The organism is Frigoribacterium sp. Leaf164, assembly GCF_001423665.1.
Taxonomy (GTDB): Bacteria; Actinomycetota; Actinomycetes; order Actinomycetales; family Microbacteriaceae; genus Frigoribacterium; species Frigoribacterium endophyticum.
The window spans coordinates 1,224,932-1,240,334 of sequence record NZ_LMOX01000003.1; the positions used below are offsets into that span (position 1 = coordinate 1,224,932).

At 68.5% G+C, this 15,403-nt stretch carries 14 protein-coding genes, 2 tRNA genes and 1 pseudogene; 6 read left to right on the forward strand and 11 right to left on the reverse strand.

The features are described from left to right. Positions 1-198: 198 nt before the first annotated feature. From ASF82_RS13760 to dnaA, 11 genes and pseudogenes are all read right to left on the reverse strand, one after another. Positions 199-271 (reverse strand) — tRNA-Ala (locus ASF82_RS13760). Between the two features lie 51 nt (positions 272-322). Next, positions 323-396: transfer RNA gene (locus ASF82_RS13765), tRNA-Ile, on the reverse strand. Between the two features lie 72 nt (positions 397-468). Further along, on the reverse strand, positions 469-876 hold the full coding sequence (locus tag ASF82_RS13770; RefSeq protein ID WP_056058111.1) for a DUF3566 domain-containing protein: 408 nt from the start codon (positions 874-876) through the stop codon (positions 469-471). Then, on the reverse strand, positions 869-2,127 hold a 1,259-nt coding region (locus ASF82_RS16210), incomplete at its 5' end, for a DNA gyrase C-terminal beta-propeller domain-containing protein (RefSeq protein WP_304437985.1). The genes ASF82_RS16210 and ASF82_RS13770, both read right to left, overlap by 8 nt. A gap of 3 nt (positions 2,128-2,130) precedes the next feature. After that, positions 2,131-3,477: pseudogene (locus ASF82_RS16215) on the reverse strand (DNA gyrase subunit A); the annotation flags it as partial. Positions 3,478-3,554: 77 nt separating this feature from the next. Continuing rightward, positions 3,555-5,528: a DNA topoisomerase (ATP-hydrolyzing) subunit B gene (gene gyrB / locus ASF82_RS13780; protein WP_056058114.1), complete on the reverse strand. Its 1,974-nt coding sequence runs from the start codon at positions 5,526-5,528 to the stop codon at positions 3,555-3,557. 167 nt (positions 5,529-5,695) lie between these two features. Further along, positions 5,696-6,247, reverse strand: a complete 552-nt coding sequence (locus ASF82_RS13785; protein ID WP_185230693.1) for a DciA family protein — start codon at positions 6,245-6,247, stop codon at positions 5,696-5,698. After that, positions 6,244-7,431, reverse strand: a complete 1,188-nt coding sequence (recF, locus tag ASF82_RS13790; protein WP_056058117.1) for a DNA replication/repair protein RecF — start codon at positions 7,429-7,431, stop codon at positions 6,244-6,246. The genes ASF82_RS13785 and recF overlap by 4 nt, the downstream gene beginning before the upstream one ends. Positions 7,432-7,448: 17 nt before the next feature. Next, on the reverse strand, positions 7,449-8,333 hold the full coding sequence (gnd, locus tag ASF82_RS13795) for a phosphogluconate dehydrogenase (NAD(+)-dependent, decarboxylating) (RefSeq protein WP_056058120.1): 885 nt from the start codon (positions 8,331-8,333) through the stop codon (positions 7,449-7,451). Positions 8,334-8,387: 54 nt separating this feature from the next. After that, entirely contained in the window at positions 8,388-9,536 is a 1,149-nt protein-coding gene (gene dnaN, locus ASF82_RS13800) for a DNA polymerase III subunit beta (protein WP_056058123.1), read from the reverse strand. Positions 9,537-10,028: 492 nt separating this feature from the next. Beyond that, positions 10,029-11,444, reverse strand: coding sequence for a chromosomal replication initiator protein DnaA (gene dnaA, locus ASF82_RS13805; protein WP_056058127.1), 1,416 nt, complete (start codon positions 11,442-11,444; stop codon positions 10,029-10,031). A 383-nt stretch (positions 11,445-11,827) separates the two neighbouring features. Between dnaA and rpmH the strand changes: the two genes are divergently transcribed. From rpmH to rsmG, 6 genes are all read left to right on the forward strand, one after another. Next, a complete protein-coding gene (gene rpmH / locus ASF82_RS13810; RefSeq protein ID WP_043595303.1) occupies positions 11,828-11,965 on the forward strand; it encodes a 50S ribosomal protein L34 in 138 nt (45 codons plus the stop codon). A 10-nt stretch (positions 11,966-11,975) separates the two neighbouring features. Continuing rightward, on the forward strand, positions 11,976-12,311 hold the full coding sequence (gene rnpA, locus ASF82_RS13815) for a ribonuclease P protein component (RefSeq protein WP_235491293.1): 336 nt from the start codon (positions 11,976-11,978) through the stop codon (positions 12,309-12,311). Further along, on the forward strand, positions 12,308-12,664 hold the full coding sequence (gene yidD, locus ASF82_RS13820; protein ID WP_056058131.1) for a membrane protein insertion efficiency factor YidD: 357 nt from the start codon (positions 12,308-12,310) through the stop codon (positions 12,662-12,664). Before rnpA ends, yidD begins: the two co-directional genes overlap by 4 nt. A gap of 9 nt (positions 12,665-12,673) precedes the next feature. Then, entirely contained in the window at positions 12,674-13,636 is a 963-nt protein-coding gene (gene yidC / locus ASF82_RS13825) for a membrane protein insertase YidC (protein WP_056058135.1), read from the forward strand. 93 nt (positions 13,637-13,729) lie between these two features. Continuing rightward, positions 13,730-14,371, forward strand: coding sequence for a R3H domain-containing nucleic acid-binding protein (locus ASF82_RS13830; protein ID WP_082514652.1), 642 nt, complete (start codon positions 13,730-13,732; stop codon positions 14,369-14,371). Between the two features lie 72 nt (positions 14,372-14,443). Beyond that, positions 14,444-15,085, forward strand: coding sequence for a 16S rRNA (guanine(527)-N(7))-methyltransferase RsmG (rsmG, locus tag ASF82_RS13835; protein ID WP_056058138.1), 642 nt, complete (start codon positions 14,444-14,446; stop codon positions 15,083-15,085). Positions 15,086-15,403 lie beyond the last annotated feature (318 nt).

A 15,403-nucleotide genomic window follows, 5' to 3' on the forward strand; every position in this document is an offset into this window, starting at 1 on the left:
CGAGCGAAGCGTCGTCACCCGCGGCGACGAGCGAAGCGACGTCCCCCGCAACGAGCGAAGCGACGTTGCGCCTCCCCCTTCGGGAGCTGGCCCCGCACGGTGCTGCGCCGCAGGAGCGGCGGCGCAGCCAACAAGCACGAACGAAAAATCCCCGCGAGTTCCCCGAAGGGGAACGAGCAGGGAAAAACCCATTTTTCGTGGAGCCTAGGAGAATCGAACTCCTGACATCCTGCTTGCAAAGCAGGCGCTCTACCAACTGAGCTAAGGCCCCGTTCGGCGGAGTGAACCGCGCCGGGGAACCCGTCGGTGGTTCTCACGGGAGTGGGGCTAACAGGACTTGAACCTGTGACCTCTTCGTTATCAGCGAAGCGCTCTAACCGCCTGAGCTATAGCCCCCGGACCGTCGTAAAGCCTACAGCACGACGACGGAGTTCACGAATCGAGCGTCTGCTCGGCCCGTGAGCCGATTCAGTTGTTCGTGAAGCCCACGAGCAGGCCGCCGGTGACGCGGACGCTCAGGTTGTACAGCACGGCGACGATGGCGCCGATGACGGTGCCGACGACGACGTTGAGGACGGCGACGACGATGCTGAAGAGCATGATCTGGGCGATCGAGAACGTGTCCTGGATGGAGAAGTTCTGGTCGCCGAGGATGTCGCGCAGCAGGGTGTCGAGGTCGTTGAAGATCCCGGTCTGGTTGAGGATCAGCCAGATCAGGAACGTCGCGACGATCGTGATGATGCCGAGGGCCACCGCGATGAGGAACGACAGCTTCACGACCGACCAGAAGTCGATGTAGACGAGCTTGAGTCGGACCTGCTTGGTGCCCGAGGGCTTCTTGGCCTTGCTCTGGAGTCTGTCAGCGACGCTACTCATTGATCGGTTCCTCTTCCGTGCTGTCGTCAGCGGGCTCGACGGCGGGCTCCGGAGCGTTCTCGACGGTGTCGATCACGTCGCCGGGGCTCACGGCGGGCACAGCTTCGTTGTCACCGACCGCGTCGATGACGGCCTCGTCGGACTGTGCCACGAGATTCCGTTCAGTGTTGCGTGCCACGGCGATGATGCGGTCATCAGCGGCGAAGCGCGCGAACACCACGCCCATGGTGTCACGGCCCTTGGCCGGCACCTCGGCCACGGCAGACCGTACCACCTTGCCGCTCGAGAGCACGACGAGCACCTCGTCGTCCTCGCCGACGATGAGGGCGCCGGCGAGGTCGCCCCGCGCCTCCGCCAGCTTGGCGACCTTGATGCCGAGGCCGCCGCGGTTCTGCACGCGGTACTGGTCGGCGGCGGTGCGCTTCGCGTAGCCGCCCTCGGTGACGACGAACACGTAGCCCGTGTCGTCGGCGACCGACGCCGACAGGAGGGTGTCGCCCTCGCGGAAGGTCATGCCCTTCACGCCCGAGGTCGAGCGCCCCATCGGACGGAGGGAGTCGTTGGTGGCGGTGAAGCGCAGCGACATGCCGTGACGGGACACCAGCAGCAGGTCGTCGCTCTCGTCGACGAGCAGCGCCGAGACGAGCTCGTCGTCGTCGCGCAGGTTGATCGCGATGATGCCGCCGGTGCGGTTCGTGTCGTACTCGGTGAGCGCCGTCTTCTTGATCAGGCCCTCCCGCGTGGCGAGCACGAGGTACTGCGCCACCTCGTAGTCGCGGATGTCGAGCACCTGCGAGATGGACTCGTCGGGCTGCATCGCGAGCAGGTTCGCCACGTGCTGGCCCTTGGCGTCGCGCCCGGCCTCCTGCAGCTCGTAGGTCTTGGCGCGGTAGACGCGGCCCTTGTTCGTGAGGAAGAGCAGCCAGTGGTGCGTCGTCGTCACGAAGAAGTGGTCGACGACGTCGTCGGCGCGGAGCTGGGCGCCGCGGACTCCCTTGCCGCCGCGGTGCTGGCTGCGGTAGTTGTCGCTGCGGGTGCGCTTGACGTACCCGCCGCGGGTGATGGTGACGACCATCTCCTCCTCGGGGATGAGGTCCTCGACGCTCATGTCGCCGTCGAAGCCGAACATGATCTCGGTGCGGCGGTCGTCGCCGTACTTGTCGGTGATCTCCTGCAGCTCGTCGCTGACGATGCTGCGCTGGCGCTCGGGCTTGGCGAGGATGTCCTTGTAGTCGGCGATCTCGCGCTCGANNNGAGGATGGCCGAGGCCTGGATCTCGTCGACGTCGAGCAGCTCCATCAGGCCGCCCCGCGCCTCCTCGACGGTGGGCGAGCGGCGGATGAGCGCGATGACCTCGTCGAGGGCGTCGAGCGCCTTGAGGTAGCCGCGGAGGATGTGCGCGTCGGCCTCGGCCTTCTTCAGCCGGAACTGGGTCCGACGGACGATGACCTCGATCTGGTGGTCGACCCACGCCGAGATGAAGCCGTCGAGCGCCAGCGTGCGGGGCACGCCGTCGACGATGGCGAGCATGTTCGCGCCGAAGTTCTCTTGCAGGCTGGTGTGCTTGTAGAGGTTGTTCAGCACGACCTTGGCGACGGCGTCGCGCTTGAGCACGATGACGAGGCGCTGGCCGGTGCGGCCGGAGGTCTCGTCGCGGATGTCGGCGATGCCGCCGATGCGGCCGTCCTTGACCAGCTCGGCGATCTTGATCGCGAGGTTGTCGGGGTTCACCTGGTACGGCAGCTCGGTGACGACGAGGCAGGTGCGCCCCTGGATCTCCTCCACCGAGACGACCGCGCGCATGGTGATCGAGCCGCGGCCCGTGCGGTAGGCGTCCTGGATGCCCTTGACGCCGAGGATCTGCGCGCCGGTCGGGAAGTCGGGGCCCTTGACGCGCTGGATCAGCGCCTCGAGCAGCTCTTCGCGGGTGGCCTCGGGGTTCTGGAGGTACCACTGCGCGCCCGCCGCGACCTCGCGGAGGTTGTGCGGCGGGATGTTCGTGGCCATGCCGACGGCGATGCCGACGGAACCGTTGACGAGGAGGTTCGGGAACCGGCTCGGCAGGATCGCGGGCTCCTGCGTGCGGCCGTCGTAGTTGTCCTGGAAGTCGACGGTGTCTTCGTCGATGTCGCGGACCATCTCGAGGGCGAGCGGGGCCATCTTCGTCTCGGTGTACCGGGGGGCGGCGGCGCCGTCGTTGCCCGGCGAGCCGAAGTTTCCCTGGCCCAGGGCGAGCGGGTAGCGGAGGCTCCACGGCTGCACGAGACGGACGAGCGCGTCGTAGATCGCCGTGTCGCCGTGCGGGTGGAACTGGCCCATGACGTCGCCGACGACGCGCGAGCACTTCGAGAACGCGCGGTCGGGGCGGTAGCCGCCGTCGTACATCGCGTAGATGACGCGGCGGTGGACGGGCTTGAGGCCGTCACGCACCTCCGGCAGGGCACGCCCGACGATGACGCTCATCGCGTAGTCGAGGTACGAGCGCTGCATCTCGAGCTGCAGGTCGACCTGCTCGATGCTGTCGCGCTTGATCGCCGGGGCGAAGGTGGGGGTGCCCTCGGCGTCGTCGCCCTCGGGGGTCTGGGTCGGCTCGTCGGCCATGATTCTCCGTCTGTCGTGGTGTGCCCCGGTCGTCTCCGCGGGGCGCGGGCGTGCTCCGGCTCAGCCGGAGGCGCGCATCAGATGTCGAGGAAGCGCACGTCTTTCGCGTTCTGCTGGATGAAGGCACGGCGCGACTCGACGTTCTCGCCCATCAGCGTGTCGAAGATCGTGTCGGCGGCCGCGGCGTCCTCGAGGGTGACCTGGAGGAGGGTGCGGGTGTCCGGGTCCATGGTCGTCTCCCACAGCTCCTTGTAGTCCATCTCGCCGAGGCCCTTGTAGCGCTGGATCCCGTTGTCCTTCGGGATGCGCTTGCCGGCGGCACGGCCCTGCACGAGCATCGCGTCGCGCTCGGCGTCGCTGTAGACGTACTCGTGCGGCGCGTTGCTCCACTTGAGCTTGAACAGCGGCGGCTGCGCGAGGTACACGTAGCCGAGGTCGATGAGCGGGCGCATGTAGCGGAAGAGCAGCGTCAGCAGGAGGGTCGTGATGTGCTGGCCGTCGACGTCAGCGTCGGCCATCAGGACGATCTTGTGGTACCTCGCCTTGTCGGGGTCGAAGTCCTCGCCGATGTCGGCGCCGAACGCCTTGATCATCGCCTGCACCTCGTTGTTGCCGAGCGCACGGTCGAGGCGCGCCTTCTCGACGTTGAGGATCTTGCCGCGGAGCGGGAGGATCGCCTGCGTCTCGGGGTTGCGCCCCTGGACGGCCGAGCCGCCGGCCGAGTCGCCCTCGACGATGAAGATCTCGGAGAGCGACGGGTCTTTGCTCTGGCAGTCCTTGAGCTTGCCGGGCATGCCGTTCGACTCGAGGACGCCCTTGCGGCGGGTCTGCTCGCGCGCCTTGCGGGCGGCGAGGCGGGCCTGCGAGGCCAGGATGCCCTTGCGGACGATCTCGGCGGCCTGCTTCGGGTTGCGGTCGAACCAGTCGTTGAGCTGCGAGCCGGCGACCTTCTGCACGAACGACTTCGCCTCGGTGTTGCCGAGCTTGGTCTTCGTCTGGCCCTCGAACTGCGGCTCGCCGAGCTTGATCGAGATGACGGCGGTGAGGCCCTCGCGGACGTCGTCGCCCGACAGGTTGTCGTCCTTCTCCTTGAGCAGGTTCTTCTCGCGGGCGTAGCGGTTGATCAGCGTCGTCAGCGCGGCGCGGAAGCCCTCTTCGTGGGTGCCGCCCTCGTGCGTGTTGATCGTGTTCGCGTAGGTGTGGACGCTCTCCTGGTAGGAGGTGTTCCACTGCATGGCGACCTCGAGCGAGATCTTGCGCTCGACGTCCTCCTGCTCGAAGGCGATGATGTCGTCGTGGACGGTCTCGACCTTCTTCACGGTGTTGAGGTACTCGACGTAGTCGACGAGGCCCTTCTCGTAGTGGAAGACGTCGTGGCGGGCCTCGACGCCCTCCTCCTGCACGCGCTCGTCGCTGAGCTCGATGCGGAGGCCCTTGTTGAGGAAGGCCATCTGCTGGAACCGGGTGCGGAGGGTCTCGTAGTCGAAGTCGACCGTCTCGAAGATCTCGGCGTTGGGCCAGAAGGTGATCGTGGTGCCGGTGGTGTCGTCGGCCTCGCCCTTCGCGAGCGGCGCGACGGGCACGCCGTCGGTGAAGCTCTGGCGGTAGACGTTGCCCTGGCGGCGGACCTCGACGTCGAGCTCGCTCGAGAGGGCGTTGACCACCGAGCTGCCGACGCCGTGCAGGCCGCCCGAGACGGCGTAGCCGCCGCCGCCGAACTTGCCGCCCGCGTGCAGGACGGTGAGCACGACCTCGACGGTCGACCGGCCCTCGATCGGGTGGACGTCGACCGGGATGCCGCGGCCGTTGTCGACGACGCGCACGCCGCCGTCTTCGCGCATGGTGATCTCGATGTGGTCGCAGTGGCCGGCCAGGGCCTCGTCGACCGAGTTGTCGACGATCTCGTAGACCAGGTGGTGCAGACCGCGGGGCCCCGTCGAGCCGATGTACATGCCGGGCCGCTTGCGCACGGCCTCGAGGCCCTCGAGAACCTGGATCGCACTGGCGCCGTAGGAGTCGTCGGGCTGGGCGTCGGTGGGGTTCGGTGACATGTGCGTGGGGGCTCCTGCCGGACGGGACGAGGGGTGTCGCCCCGCTGCGACACGCGGGCGCGCAGAGCGGTCAGACGACCCTCAGAGTCTACCGCAGGCGTGTCCCCCGTAGGGCGAGATCCGCCCACAGACGGATTTTCACGAGTCGGTTGGACGATTCACCCTCCCTAGCCGTAAGTATCGCGAGGACCACGCCCTGGAACCGATCTGGGGCCGCGTTTCCAGGACGGGGCGTTGGGTGCCAGGAAACGCACCGACTGGATCCCCGCGTCGGGGTACCTCTGGACGATGGTCGTCGTGACCGTCCCGCGCATGAGCCGGAGCTGCGTCGCCCACGCCGTGGAGTCGCACTGCACGGTCAGCGTGCCGTCGTCGATCGACACCGGGTCGGAGTGCGCGGCGAGCTCCTCGCCGACCATGTCGGGCCACGCGGTCATCAGCTCGGACTGCGCCAGCGGCGAGCTCCAGCCCATCTCGGTCGTGACGGTGGCGAGCACGTCGGCGATGCCGCGGGGCTCCCGGCCGGTGCCGAACGGCTGGCTCGGCGAGCCCAGCTTGATGGCCTTGCGACGACGGCCGTCGCGCGAGCGGCCGTTCGGGTCGCCGAACACGCGCCGGAAGCGGAGGTACACGCGCTGCGCCTCGTTGTCGCCCCGGGGAGGCGCGGGCTCGGTCGCCGGGGCCGGCTCCGTCGCCGGGGTGGTCGCGTCGTCGCTCACGGGGTCGCCGCCTCGTCGACCGGCGCGGGCTGGTCGACGATCGTGCCCTTCGCGATCCGGACCGTGTGCGCCTTGAGCCGGGCGGGCACGTCGCCCTCGACCGCGGCGGTGATGAGCACCTGCTCGTAGTCGGCGACGGCGTCGGCGAGGCGCTCGCGCCGTGACCCGTCCAGCTCGGCGAACACGTCGTCGAGCACGATCACCGGGTCGCCCGTCGCGGAGTCCGTGCGGATGACGGCGGCAGACGCGAGCTTGAGCGCGAGGGCGAACGACCACGACTCCCCGTGGCTGGCGTACCCGCGCGCCGGCAGCGCGTTGAGCGAGAGGAAGAGGTCGTCGCGGTGCGGGCCGACGAGGGTGAGACCGCGGTCGAGCTCGGACGGCCGCACCCGCGCGAGCGCCTGGCGGAAGACCTCGGGGACCTCCGCCGGCGGGATCGACTCGCTCGGCGCCTCCGCCGCGGTGGTCTCGTCGTCGGGCACGGAGCCCCGGATGCTGAGGACCGTCGAGAGCCGGGCGGCGTGGTCCTCGCCGGCGACGGCGGCGTACGACCGGGCGACCTCGGGGGCGAGGTCGGCGACGAGCTGGTCACGGGCGACGACGATCTCGCTGCCGAGCGCGACGAGCCGTTCGTCCCAGATGTCGAGCGTGCCGAGCTGGTTCGGCTTGACGCCGGAGGCGCGGGCCGACTTCAGGAGCGTGTTGCGCTGCTTGAGCACCCGCTCGTAGTCGGCCTGGACGCCCGCGAGGCGCGGCGAGCGGGTCACGAGCAGCTCGTCGAGGAAGCGACGGCGGCCCGAGGGCTCCCCGCGGACGAGTGCGAGGTCCTCCGGCGCGAAGAGCACGCTGGTGAAGTAGCGCGGCAGCTCGCGGGGCTTGATCGCCCCGCGGTTGACCTGCGCACGGTTGGGCGACGACCGGTTGATCTGGACCTCGGCGAGGAGCTCGCGGTCTCCCGCCTCGAGGCGGGCCCGCACGATGGCCGAGTCGGTGCCCTGCCGGATCAGCGCGGCGTCGGACGACACCCGGTGCGAGCCGAGGCTCGCCAGGTAGCCGAGCGACTCGACCAGGTTCGTCTTGCCCTGGCCGTTGCTGCCGACGAAGAGGTTGGGCCCGCGCGCGAGCGCGACTTCTGCGGACGCGTAGTTCCGGAAGTCGGTCAGGCTGAGATGCAGTACTCGCACGCGGGCCGGTGAGGCGACTAGGCCTTCTTGACCGCGTGGCCGCCGAACTGGTTGCGCAGGGCAGCCACGGCCTTCATGGTCGGCGAGCCCTCGCCCTGGCGCGACACGAAGCGCGCGAAGATCGAGGCGCTCAGCGCGGGCATCGGGACGGCGTGGGCGATGCCCTCCTCGAGGGTCCAGCGACCCTCTCCGCTGTCTTCGACGTAGCCCGACAGGCCGTCGAGCTTGGGGTCGGCCTCGAGGGCCAGCACCATGAGCTCGAGCAGCCAGGAGCGGACGACCGTGCCGCGCTGCCACGCCTTGAAGACCGCGGGGACGTCCTCGACGAGGCCCTTGGCCTCGAGGAGCTCGTAGCCCTCGCCGTACGCCTGCATGATCGCGTACTCGATGCCGTTGTGGACCATCTTCGCGTAGTGGCCCGCGCCGACGCCGCCGGCGTGGCTGAAGCCCTCCTCGCGGGGGCCCTCGGGGCGCAGCGCGTCGAAGACGGGCATGGCGCGCTCGACATCGGCGGCGTCGCCGCCGACCATCAGGCCGTAGCCGTTCTCGAGGCCCCAGACGCCGCCGGAGACGCCGGCGTCCATGTAGCGGATGCCCTTGGCGTCGAGGAGGGTCGCGTGGACCTCGTCGTCGAGCCACTTCGAGTTGCCGCCGTCGATGACCAGGTCACCGGGCTCGAGCACCTCGCCGAGGTCCTTGATGACCGCGTCGGTGATCTGGCCGTGCGGCACCATCACCCAGACGAGGCGGGGCGACGGCAGAGCCGCGGCGAGGGCGCCGAGGTCCGCGACGTCGGAGACGGCGGGGTTGGCGTCGTAGCCGGTGACCTCGATGCCCGCGTTGCGCAGGCGAGCGCGCATGTTGTTGCCCATTTTGCCGAGACCGACGAGGCCGATGTGCATGAGATTCCTTCGTTCAGTGGAGGCGCCGTCTGAGCGCCTTCGTCGTGGTGCGCGTCAGCGCAGGAGGAGGTTGGGCTGCAGCAGGTACTTGTAGCTGTCAGCACCGGCCTGGTCCCTCGAGGACTGACTGGTGATCAGCACGGGACCGGGCTTGTTCGGGTTCTCCGTCTTGGTGAAGGAGATCCGCACGAACTCGGAGTGGACCGCTCCGAGGCCGTCGAGGAGGAACTGCGGCTTCAACGAGACCACCGTGTCCTCCCCCGTCAACAACGCGTCGATCGACTCTGATGCCTGCGCCTGCTCACTGCCGATGGCCTCGAGCGTGAGCCCGTCGATCGTGAACGTGAACCTGAGGGCCGCCTCGCGCTCGAGCACGAGCGAGACGCGGCGGACGGACTCGACGAGCTCGGCCGTGTTGATCACGGCGTAGTTCTCGACGGTCTCGGGGAAGAGCCGCTTGACCGGGGGGAAGTTGCCCTTGATCAGCAGCGACGTGACGGTCTTGTCGCCCGCCTGGAACGCGATCAGCTCACGGTCGTCGCTGCCGGTGATCGAGACGGCGACGGTGGTGGCGCTGCCGAAGGTCTTGCCGACCTCCTGCAGGGTGCGGGCCGGGACGAGCGCGGTGGTCGTCTCGGCGCCGCCGGTCGTGCCGGCGTCGAACTCGATGCCACGGACGGCGACGCGGTAGCGGTCAGTGGCCACGAGCGAGAGGGAGTTCTCGGAGACCTCGAGCTGCACGCCGGTGATGACCGGGGTGACGTCGTCGCGGGACGCGGCGACGGCGACCTGCGAGATGGCGAGCGAGAAGGCGTCGCCGGGGACGACGCCGGACTGCGCGCCCACGGTGGGCAGCGTCGGGTACTCCTCGACGGGCATGCTCAGCAGCGAGAAGTTGGCGGAGCCGCAGCTGACGGCGATGCGGTTCTCGTCGGTGGCGAAGGTGACCGGTGCGTTGGGCAGGCGGCTGGCGATGTCGGCCAGGAGGCGCCCGGACACGAGGATCGTGCCCGGTTCGTCGACCTCCGCCGCGATGTTCGTCTGGGCCGAGACCTCGTAGTCGAACGACGAGAGCGTGAGCCCGTCGGCGTCGGCCTCGATCAGGACTCCGCTGAGGATCGGGAGCGTCGTGCGCTGCGGGAGGAGCTTCACCGCGAACGAGACGGCATCGCTGAAGACGTCACGGTTGACCTGGAACTTCACGCGGGGACCCCTGTTCGACTACGCACCGGTGGATTGCCCGCCAATACTGCCACAGCGATGAGGCGGGCGGTCCCGGGGCTCCGGAGGGCAGCCCGCTGTCCACAAGGTTGTCTCTCGATCAATTTCTTGTAATCCAGGATTAACAGTCTTAACCGTTGTGCACAGTGTGGATAACCTGTTTAAAACCCCGCGGCCAGAGGGAACTACACGTTTGTGACTTGTGCACGGAGTGTGGAAGTCGGAGGGGGAACCCCCGGTGTCCGACCCCGGTCCCCCGGGCCGTTCCCACAGGTCGAGGCGATCTCCCCACAACGAGCCCCCGAGTTGTCCACGAGTTTCCACAGGTTATCCACACTGTGGGATCGTCCCCGGTCCTGGCGTGGCGCGGGGCGCCTCCCACCGGCCCACGGGACGACGAACGGGCGCCGACACGAGGTCGACGCCCGTCGGGGCTGTTCGTCGGGGAGGCGCGCAGCAGCGGCCTCGACTCCCCTACTTGTAGCGGGTGTCCTGCTTGATCCGGCTCGTCAGCTCCGTCACCTGGTTGTAGATCGAGCGGCGCTCCTTCATGAGCTCGCTGATCTTCTTGTTCGCGTACATGACGGTGGTGTGGTCGCGGTTGCCGAAGAGCTGGCCGATCTTGGGCAGGGAGAGGCTCGTCAGCTCGCGGCAGAGGTACATCGCGATCTGCCGGGCGGTCGCGATCGCCTGCGAGCGGGACGACCCGTAGAGGTCGTCGACCGAGAGCTTGAAGTAGTCGGCGGTGTGGTTGATGATGTCGACCGGCGCGATGACGTTGTCCTCGTCGAGGGTGATGAGGTCCTTGAGGACCGTCTGCACGAGCGAGAGGTCGACCGCCGTCCGGTTCAGGCTGGCGAAGGCCGTGACCCTGATCAGGGTGCCCTCGAGCTCGCGGATGTTGCTCGACACCTTCGTCGCGATGAACTCGAGCACCTCGTCGCGGATCTGGAGCTTCTCGCTCTGCGCCTTCTTGCGGAGGATGGCGATGCGCGTCTCGAGGTCGGGCGCCTGGACGTCGGTGATCAGGCCCCACTCGAAGCGCGACCGCATGCGGTCCTCGAAGCCGGTCAGGTGCTTCGGCGGCAGGTCGCTCGTGATGACCAGCTGCTTGTCGTGGTCGTGCAGGGTGTTGAAGGTGTGGAAGAAGGCCTCCTGCGTGGAGTCCTTCCCCTGCAGGAACTGGATGTCGTCGATCAGGAGGATGTCGATCTCGCGGTACCGCTGCTGGAAGAGGTTCGAGCGGTTGTTGGCGATCGAGTTGATGAAGTCGTTCGTGAACTCCTCGCTGCTCACGTAGCGGACCCGGATGCCCGGGTACATCGTCTCGGCGTAGTGGCCGATGGCGTGGAGGAGGTGCGTCTTGCCCAGCCCGGACGAGCCGTAGATGAAGAGGGGGTTGTACGCCTTCGCCGGCGCCTCGGCCACGGCGACCGCCGCCGCGTGGGCGAACCGGTTCGAGGCCCCGATCACAAAGTTGTCGAAGCTGTACTTCGGGTTCAGGCGCGAGTCGTTGCGCTTGCCCGACGAGGGCGACTCGACCGGGGTGGGGACGAACGGCGCCTCGATGTAGTGGACGGGCTCCGACTCCTCGGGCTGCTGCGTCAGGGTGTCGGGCGTGATGTCGGGGTTCACCGTGATGGCGAAGCTCGCCACGGAGGCGTCGCCCAGGGCGGCGATCGACTCCAGCAGGGGGGTGCGGATGCGCTGCTCGAGCATGCCGCGGGTCAGGTCGTTGGGCACCTCGAGGTAGAGGGTGCCGCCGAGCACTCCCTTCGGCTCGACCAGGCTGATGAAGCCGTGGAGCTGAGGGGTGATCCGGTCGTCGGTGGTGAGGGTGGCGAGGACGGACCGCCAGAGGTCCTGGACCGGATCGACGGTGTTCGCCACGGGTCATCACTTCCTGTCGGGTGCGCGAGGGGGCCCCGGCTGTCGTTCGGCAGGGCCCGGTCGGGCCCGCACGAGGATCTCTCCTGCACCAAGTTATGCACAGCTTTCTCCACCGGTGGACGATCGTCGTCTGAGCCGGGAGAGCCGCGGATTCCCCGTGGTTACAGGGATCTGGAGCAGGAAGTACCCACCTTAGTTCGGATGAGTATGACCCCCGCAATCGAAGTTCTCAACAGTGTGGACAAATGCCGGGAGCCCGGTCGTTTGACCGCAGCGCGGATGCCGCGTACTTTTAATCAGTTGATTTCAGCCGATTGGGCTGTGACAAGACTTCTTCGGACACGGCAGCAGGCCAGGTCCGCTTCCCCCACGGAGAGAACACCATGAGCAAGAGAACGTTCCAGCCGAACAACCGCCGCCGCGCCAAGAAGCACGGCTTCCGTGCCCGCATGCGCACCCGCGCCGGCCGCGCGATCCTGGCCGCTCGTCGTGGCAAGGGCCGCACCGAGCTCTCCGCGTAGCTAGTCCTTGTTGGCCCGCGCCAACCGGATCGTCCGCGCAGACGACTACCGCAACACAGTGCGCCGTGGCCGCAAGTCGGGCACGGCGCACTCGGTCGTCTACGTGCGGCGTCGTCGAGACGACGACGCGATCCGGTTCGGCTTCATCGTGGCCAAGACGGTCGGCAACGCCGTGGCGCGGAACACCGTCCGGCGGCGGCTCAAGCACGTCTGCCACGAGCTGCTCCCGACGATGAGCCCGGGCACCGACGTGGTCATCCGCGCCTTGCCAGGCAGTCTCGACGTTCCGTGGTCTACCCTGCTCACGGACATCTCGGGGGTCGTCGACGAGAGCGTGAGGTCATGACCGGTGCATTGCAGTTCGTGGCTCTCCTGCCGCGCAACGTTTGCGTCGTGATCCTCCGCGCCTACCGCGCCGTGGTCTCTCCTCTCTACGGCGAGGTCTGCCGCTACCACCCGTCGTGCTCGCGGTACGCCCTCGAGGCGATCCAGCAGCACGGGGTCGTCCGCGGCGTCGCGCTCGGCACCTGGCGCATCGGTCGCTGCAACCCCTGGTCGGCAGGGGGCGTCGACGACGTCCCGGAGCCCCGTCGGCAGAAGCACTCCCTCACCGCCTTCGGGTTCGTGGTCCCTCGACGGGCCGACTCCGCCCCGCAGACTCCCCCGCGCCTCCTCGCACAGACCCACTGGAAGGGCTGACCCGCCACCATGGACCTCCTCGGTACCGTTCTCTGGCCGCTGAAGTGGATCGTCGAAGCGATCCTCGTCAGCTTCCACACCATCCTCACGGGTGCCGGCATGGGCACCGACTGGGGCAGCACCTGGGTGCTCTCCATCGTCGGCCTCGTCCTCGTCGTGCGTGCCTGCCTCATCCCGATCTTCGTGCGGCAGATCAAGAGCCAGCGTCGGATGATGGAGATCGCTCCGCGCCTGAAGAAGATCCAGGACAAGTACAAGGGCAAGCGCGACCAGTTCAGCCGCGAGGCCATGTCGCGCGAGACGATGGCGCTCTACAAGGAGACCGGCACCAACCCGCTGAGCTCCTGCCTCCCCCTGCTGATCCAGATGCCGATCTTCTTCAGCCTCTACTCGGTGCTGCACAACGCCCAGCAGGACAAGGTGGGCATCGGCCTCCTCAACCAGGCCCTCTCGACGTCGTTCGGCGAGTCGACCCTGTGGGGCGCTCCGCTGAAGGAGACCTTCCTCGGCGCCACCACGTGGGAGGTCCGCCTCCTCGCCGGCGCGATGGTCGTCGTCATGACCGCGTCGCAGTTCATCACCCAGCTGCAGATCGTCTCGAAGAACATGTCGCCCGAGACCAAGGCGAGCCCCATGTTCAAGCAGCAGCGCATGCTCCTCTACTTCCTCCCCCTGGTGTTCGTCTTCTCGGGCCTCTCCTTCCCCCTCGGCGTGATGTTCTACTGGCTGACCTCGAACATCTGGACCATGGCCCAGCAGTTCCTCGTCATCAGGAACATGCCGACGCCCGGCAGCGAGGCCGCCCTGGCCCGCGAGGAGCGCCTGGCCAAGAAGGCCCAGCGCAAGGGGCTCTCGCTCGGCGACATCACGGTCACCGAGATCGAGCCGGCCCCCGCCGTGCCCAAGCCGACCCAGCGCGTGCAGCCCGTCGGCAAGAACCGCTCCAAGAAGCAGAACGGCGCCAAGAAGTAGCGCGTCGGCCCTCCCCCGGGCCGACGCCTCCCCCCTGCAGTGCCGCAGCACCTTCCCCGCCGTGATCCCGACCGACCCGGAGAGACGACCGACATGAACGACATCGACAGCACGAGCGCCGACCACGAGGTCGCCCCCGAGGCCACGCCGGAGGCGCGGGTCGAGACCGACGCACCGGTCGCCTCCCCTGCTCCCGCCGTCGACGCCGTCCCCGGGCCCCCGGCCCGGCGCGAGCCCGTCGGCGACGCTGCCGCGGCCTCGCCGGCGCCGTCCGCCCAGTCGATCATCGACGAGGGCGAGATCGCCGCCGACTACATCGAGGAGCTCCTCGACATCTGCGACTTCGACGGTGACATCGACATCGAGGTCCGTGCCGGTCGGTCGTACATCTCCATCGACTCGAGCGGCGGCGAGGGCTCGCTGCGCCTCCTCTCGAAGCCCGACACGGTCAACGCCCTCCAGGAGCTGACCCGCATCGCCGTCCAGGCGAAGACCGGAGAGTTCTCGCGGCTCATCCTCGACATCGGCGGCTCGCGCGCGACGCGCGAGCAGGAGCTCGGCGCCATGGTCGACCGGGCCGTCGAGAAGATCGAGGAGGGCGCCGCGGCGGCCTCGCTGCCGCCCATGTCGTCGTACGAGCGGAAGCTCGTCCACGACATCGTCGCGGCCCGCGGCTTCACCTCGGAGTCCGAGGGCGAAGGCCGCGACCGCCACACGGTCATCACCCGCGCCTAGCCGCGCTGCGCCGACGCCCCGCCCGGCGACCCGACCTCCCTGCTCCACCCGACCGGATGACCTGCTGACGCCATGACCGACACCGCCGAGCTCGAGACCGAACCCGCCGTCGCCGCCGAGATCTTCGGTGACCGCGTCGAGGTCGTCCGTCGCTACACCGCCGACCTCGCCCAGCACGGCGAGGAGCTCGGTCTGATCGGGCCGCTCGAGCTGCCGCGCCTGTGGACCCGGCACGTCATCAACTCCGGTCTCGTCGCCCCGCTGCTCACGGCCGGTCGGGTCGGTGACGTCGGCTCGGGGGCCGGGCTGCCCGGCCTCGTCCTGGCGGCGGCCCGACCCGATGCAACGCTCGTGCTGATCGAGCCGATGGAACGCCGGGTCGAGTGGCTGATCGCCGAGGCGGAGCGCATGGGCCTCACGAACGTGGAGGTGGTCCGCGCCCGCGCCGAGGAGGTCGAGCTCGACGGGTGGCTCGACCAGGTCACCGCACGCGCCGTGTCCGCGCTGTCCAAGCTCATCCCGCTCACCGCGCCCCTCGTGAAGACCGGCGGCCAGCTGCTCCTCATGAAGGGGGCTCGTGTGCAGCAGGAGATGGAGGCGGCTCGCAAGGCGATCGCCAAGGCGCACCTCGTCGACGTCGAGGTGCTCGAACTGGGCGTGGGCCTGGTCGACCCGGCTGAGGTCACCCGCGTCTTCCGCGCGACGCTGGACTGACGGTCCGGGCCGTCTCCACAGGAGGCGATCTGAGCGGGGGGCGAGGTCGGTCGAGCTGGGCTGCCGCCAGGGCTCGCGTTCTGTGGGCGTGTGGTGCCCAAGGTCCGCTACCACATCCCATTAGATGCTCCTGAACAGCACATTGTCTGGCTTTCGCGCGTCATGCCACGCCCTCGTGCCGTTCCGGCCGAGGCAGTTACCAACATGTTGGTGAGCCTGTGTAGAAAGTCGTCCACAGGCGCCCACGGCGACGCCGGGTGACCCCTGTGGATGCCGTGCCGGACACTGGGGACACCCCGCTCTGGACCTCCGTCGACT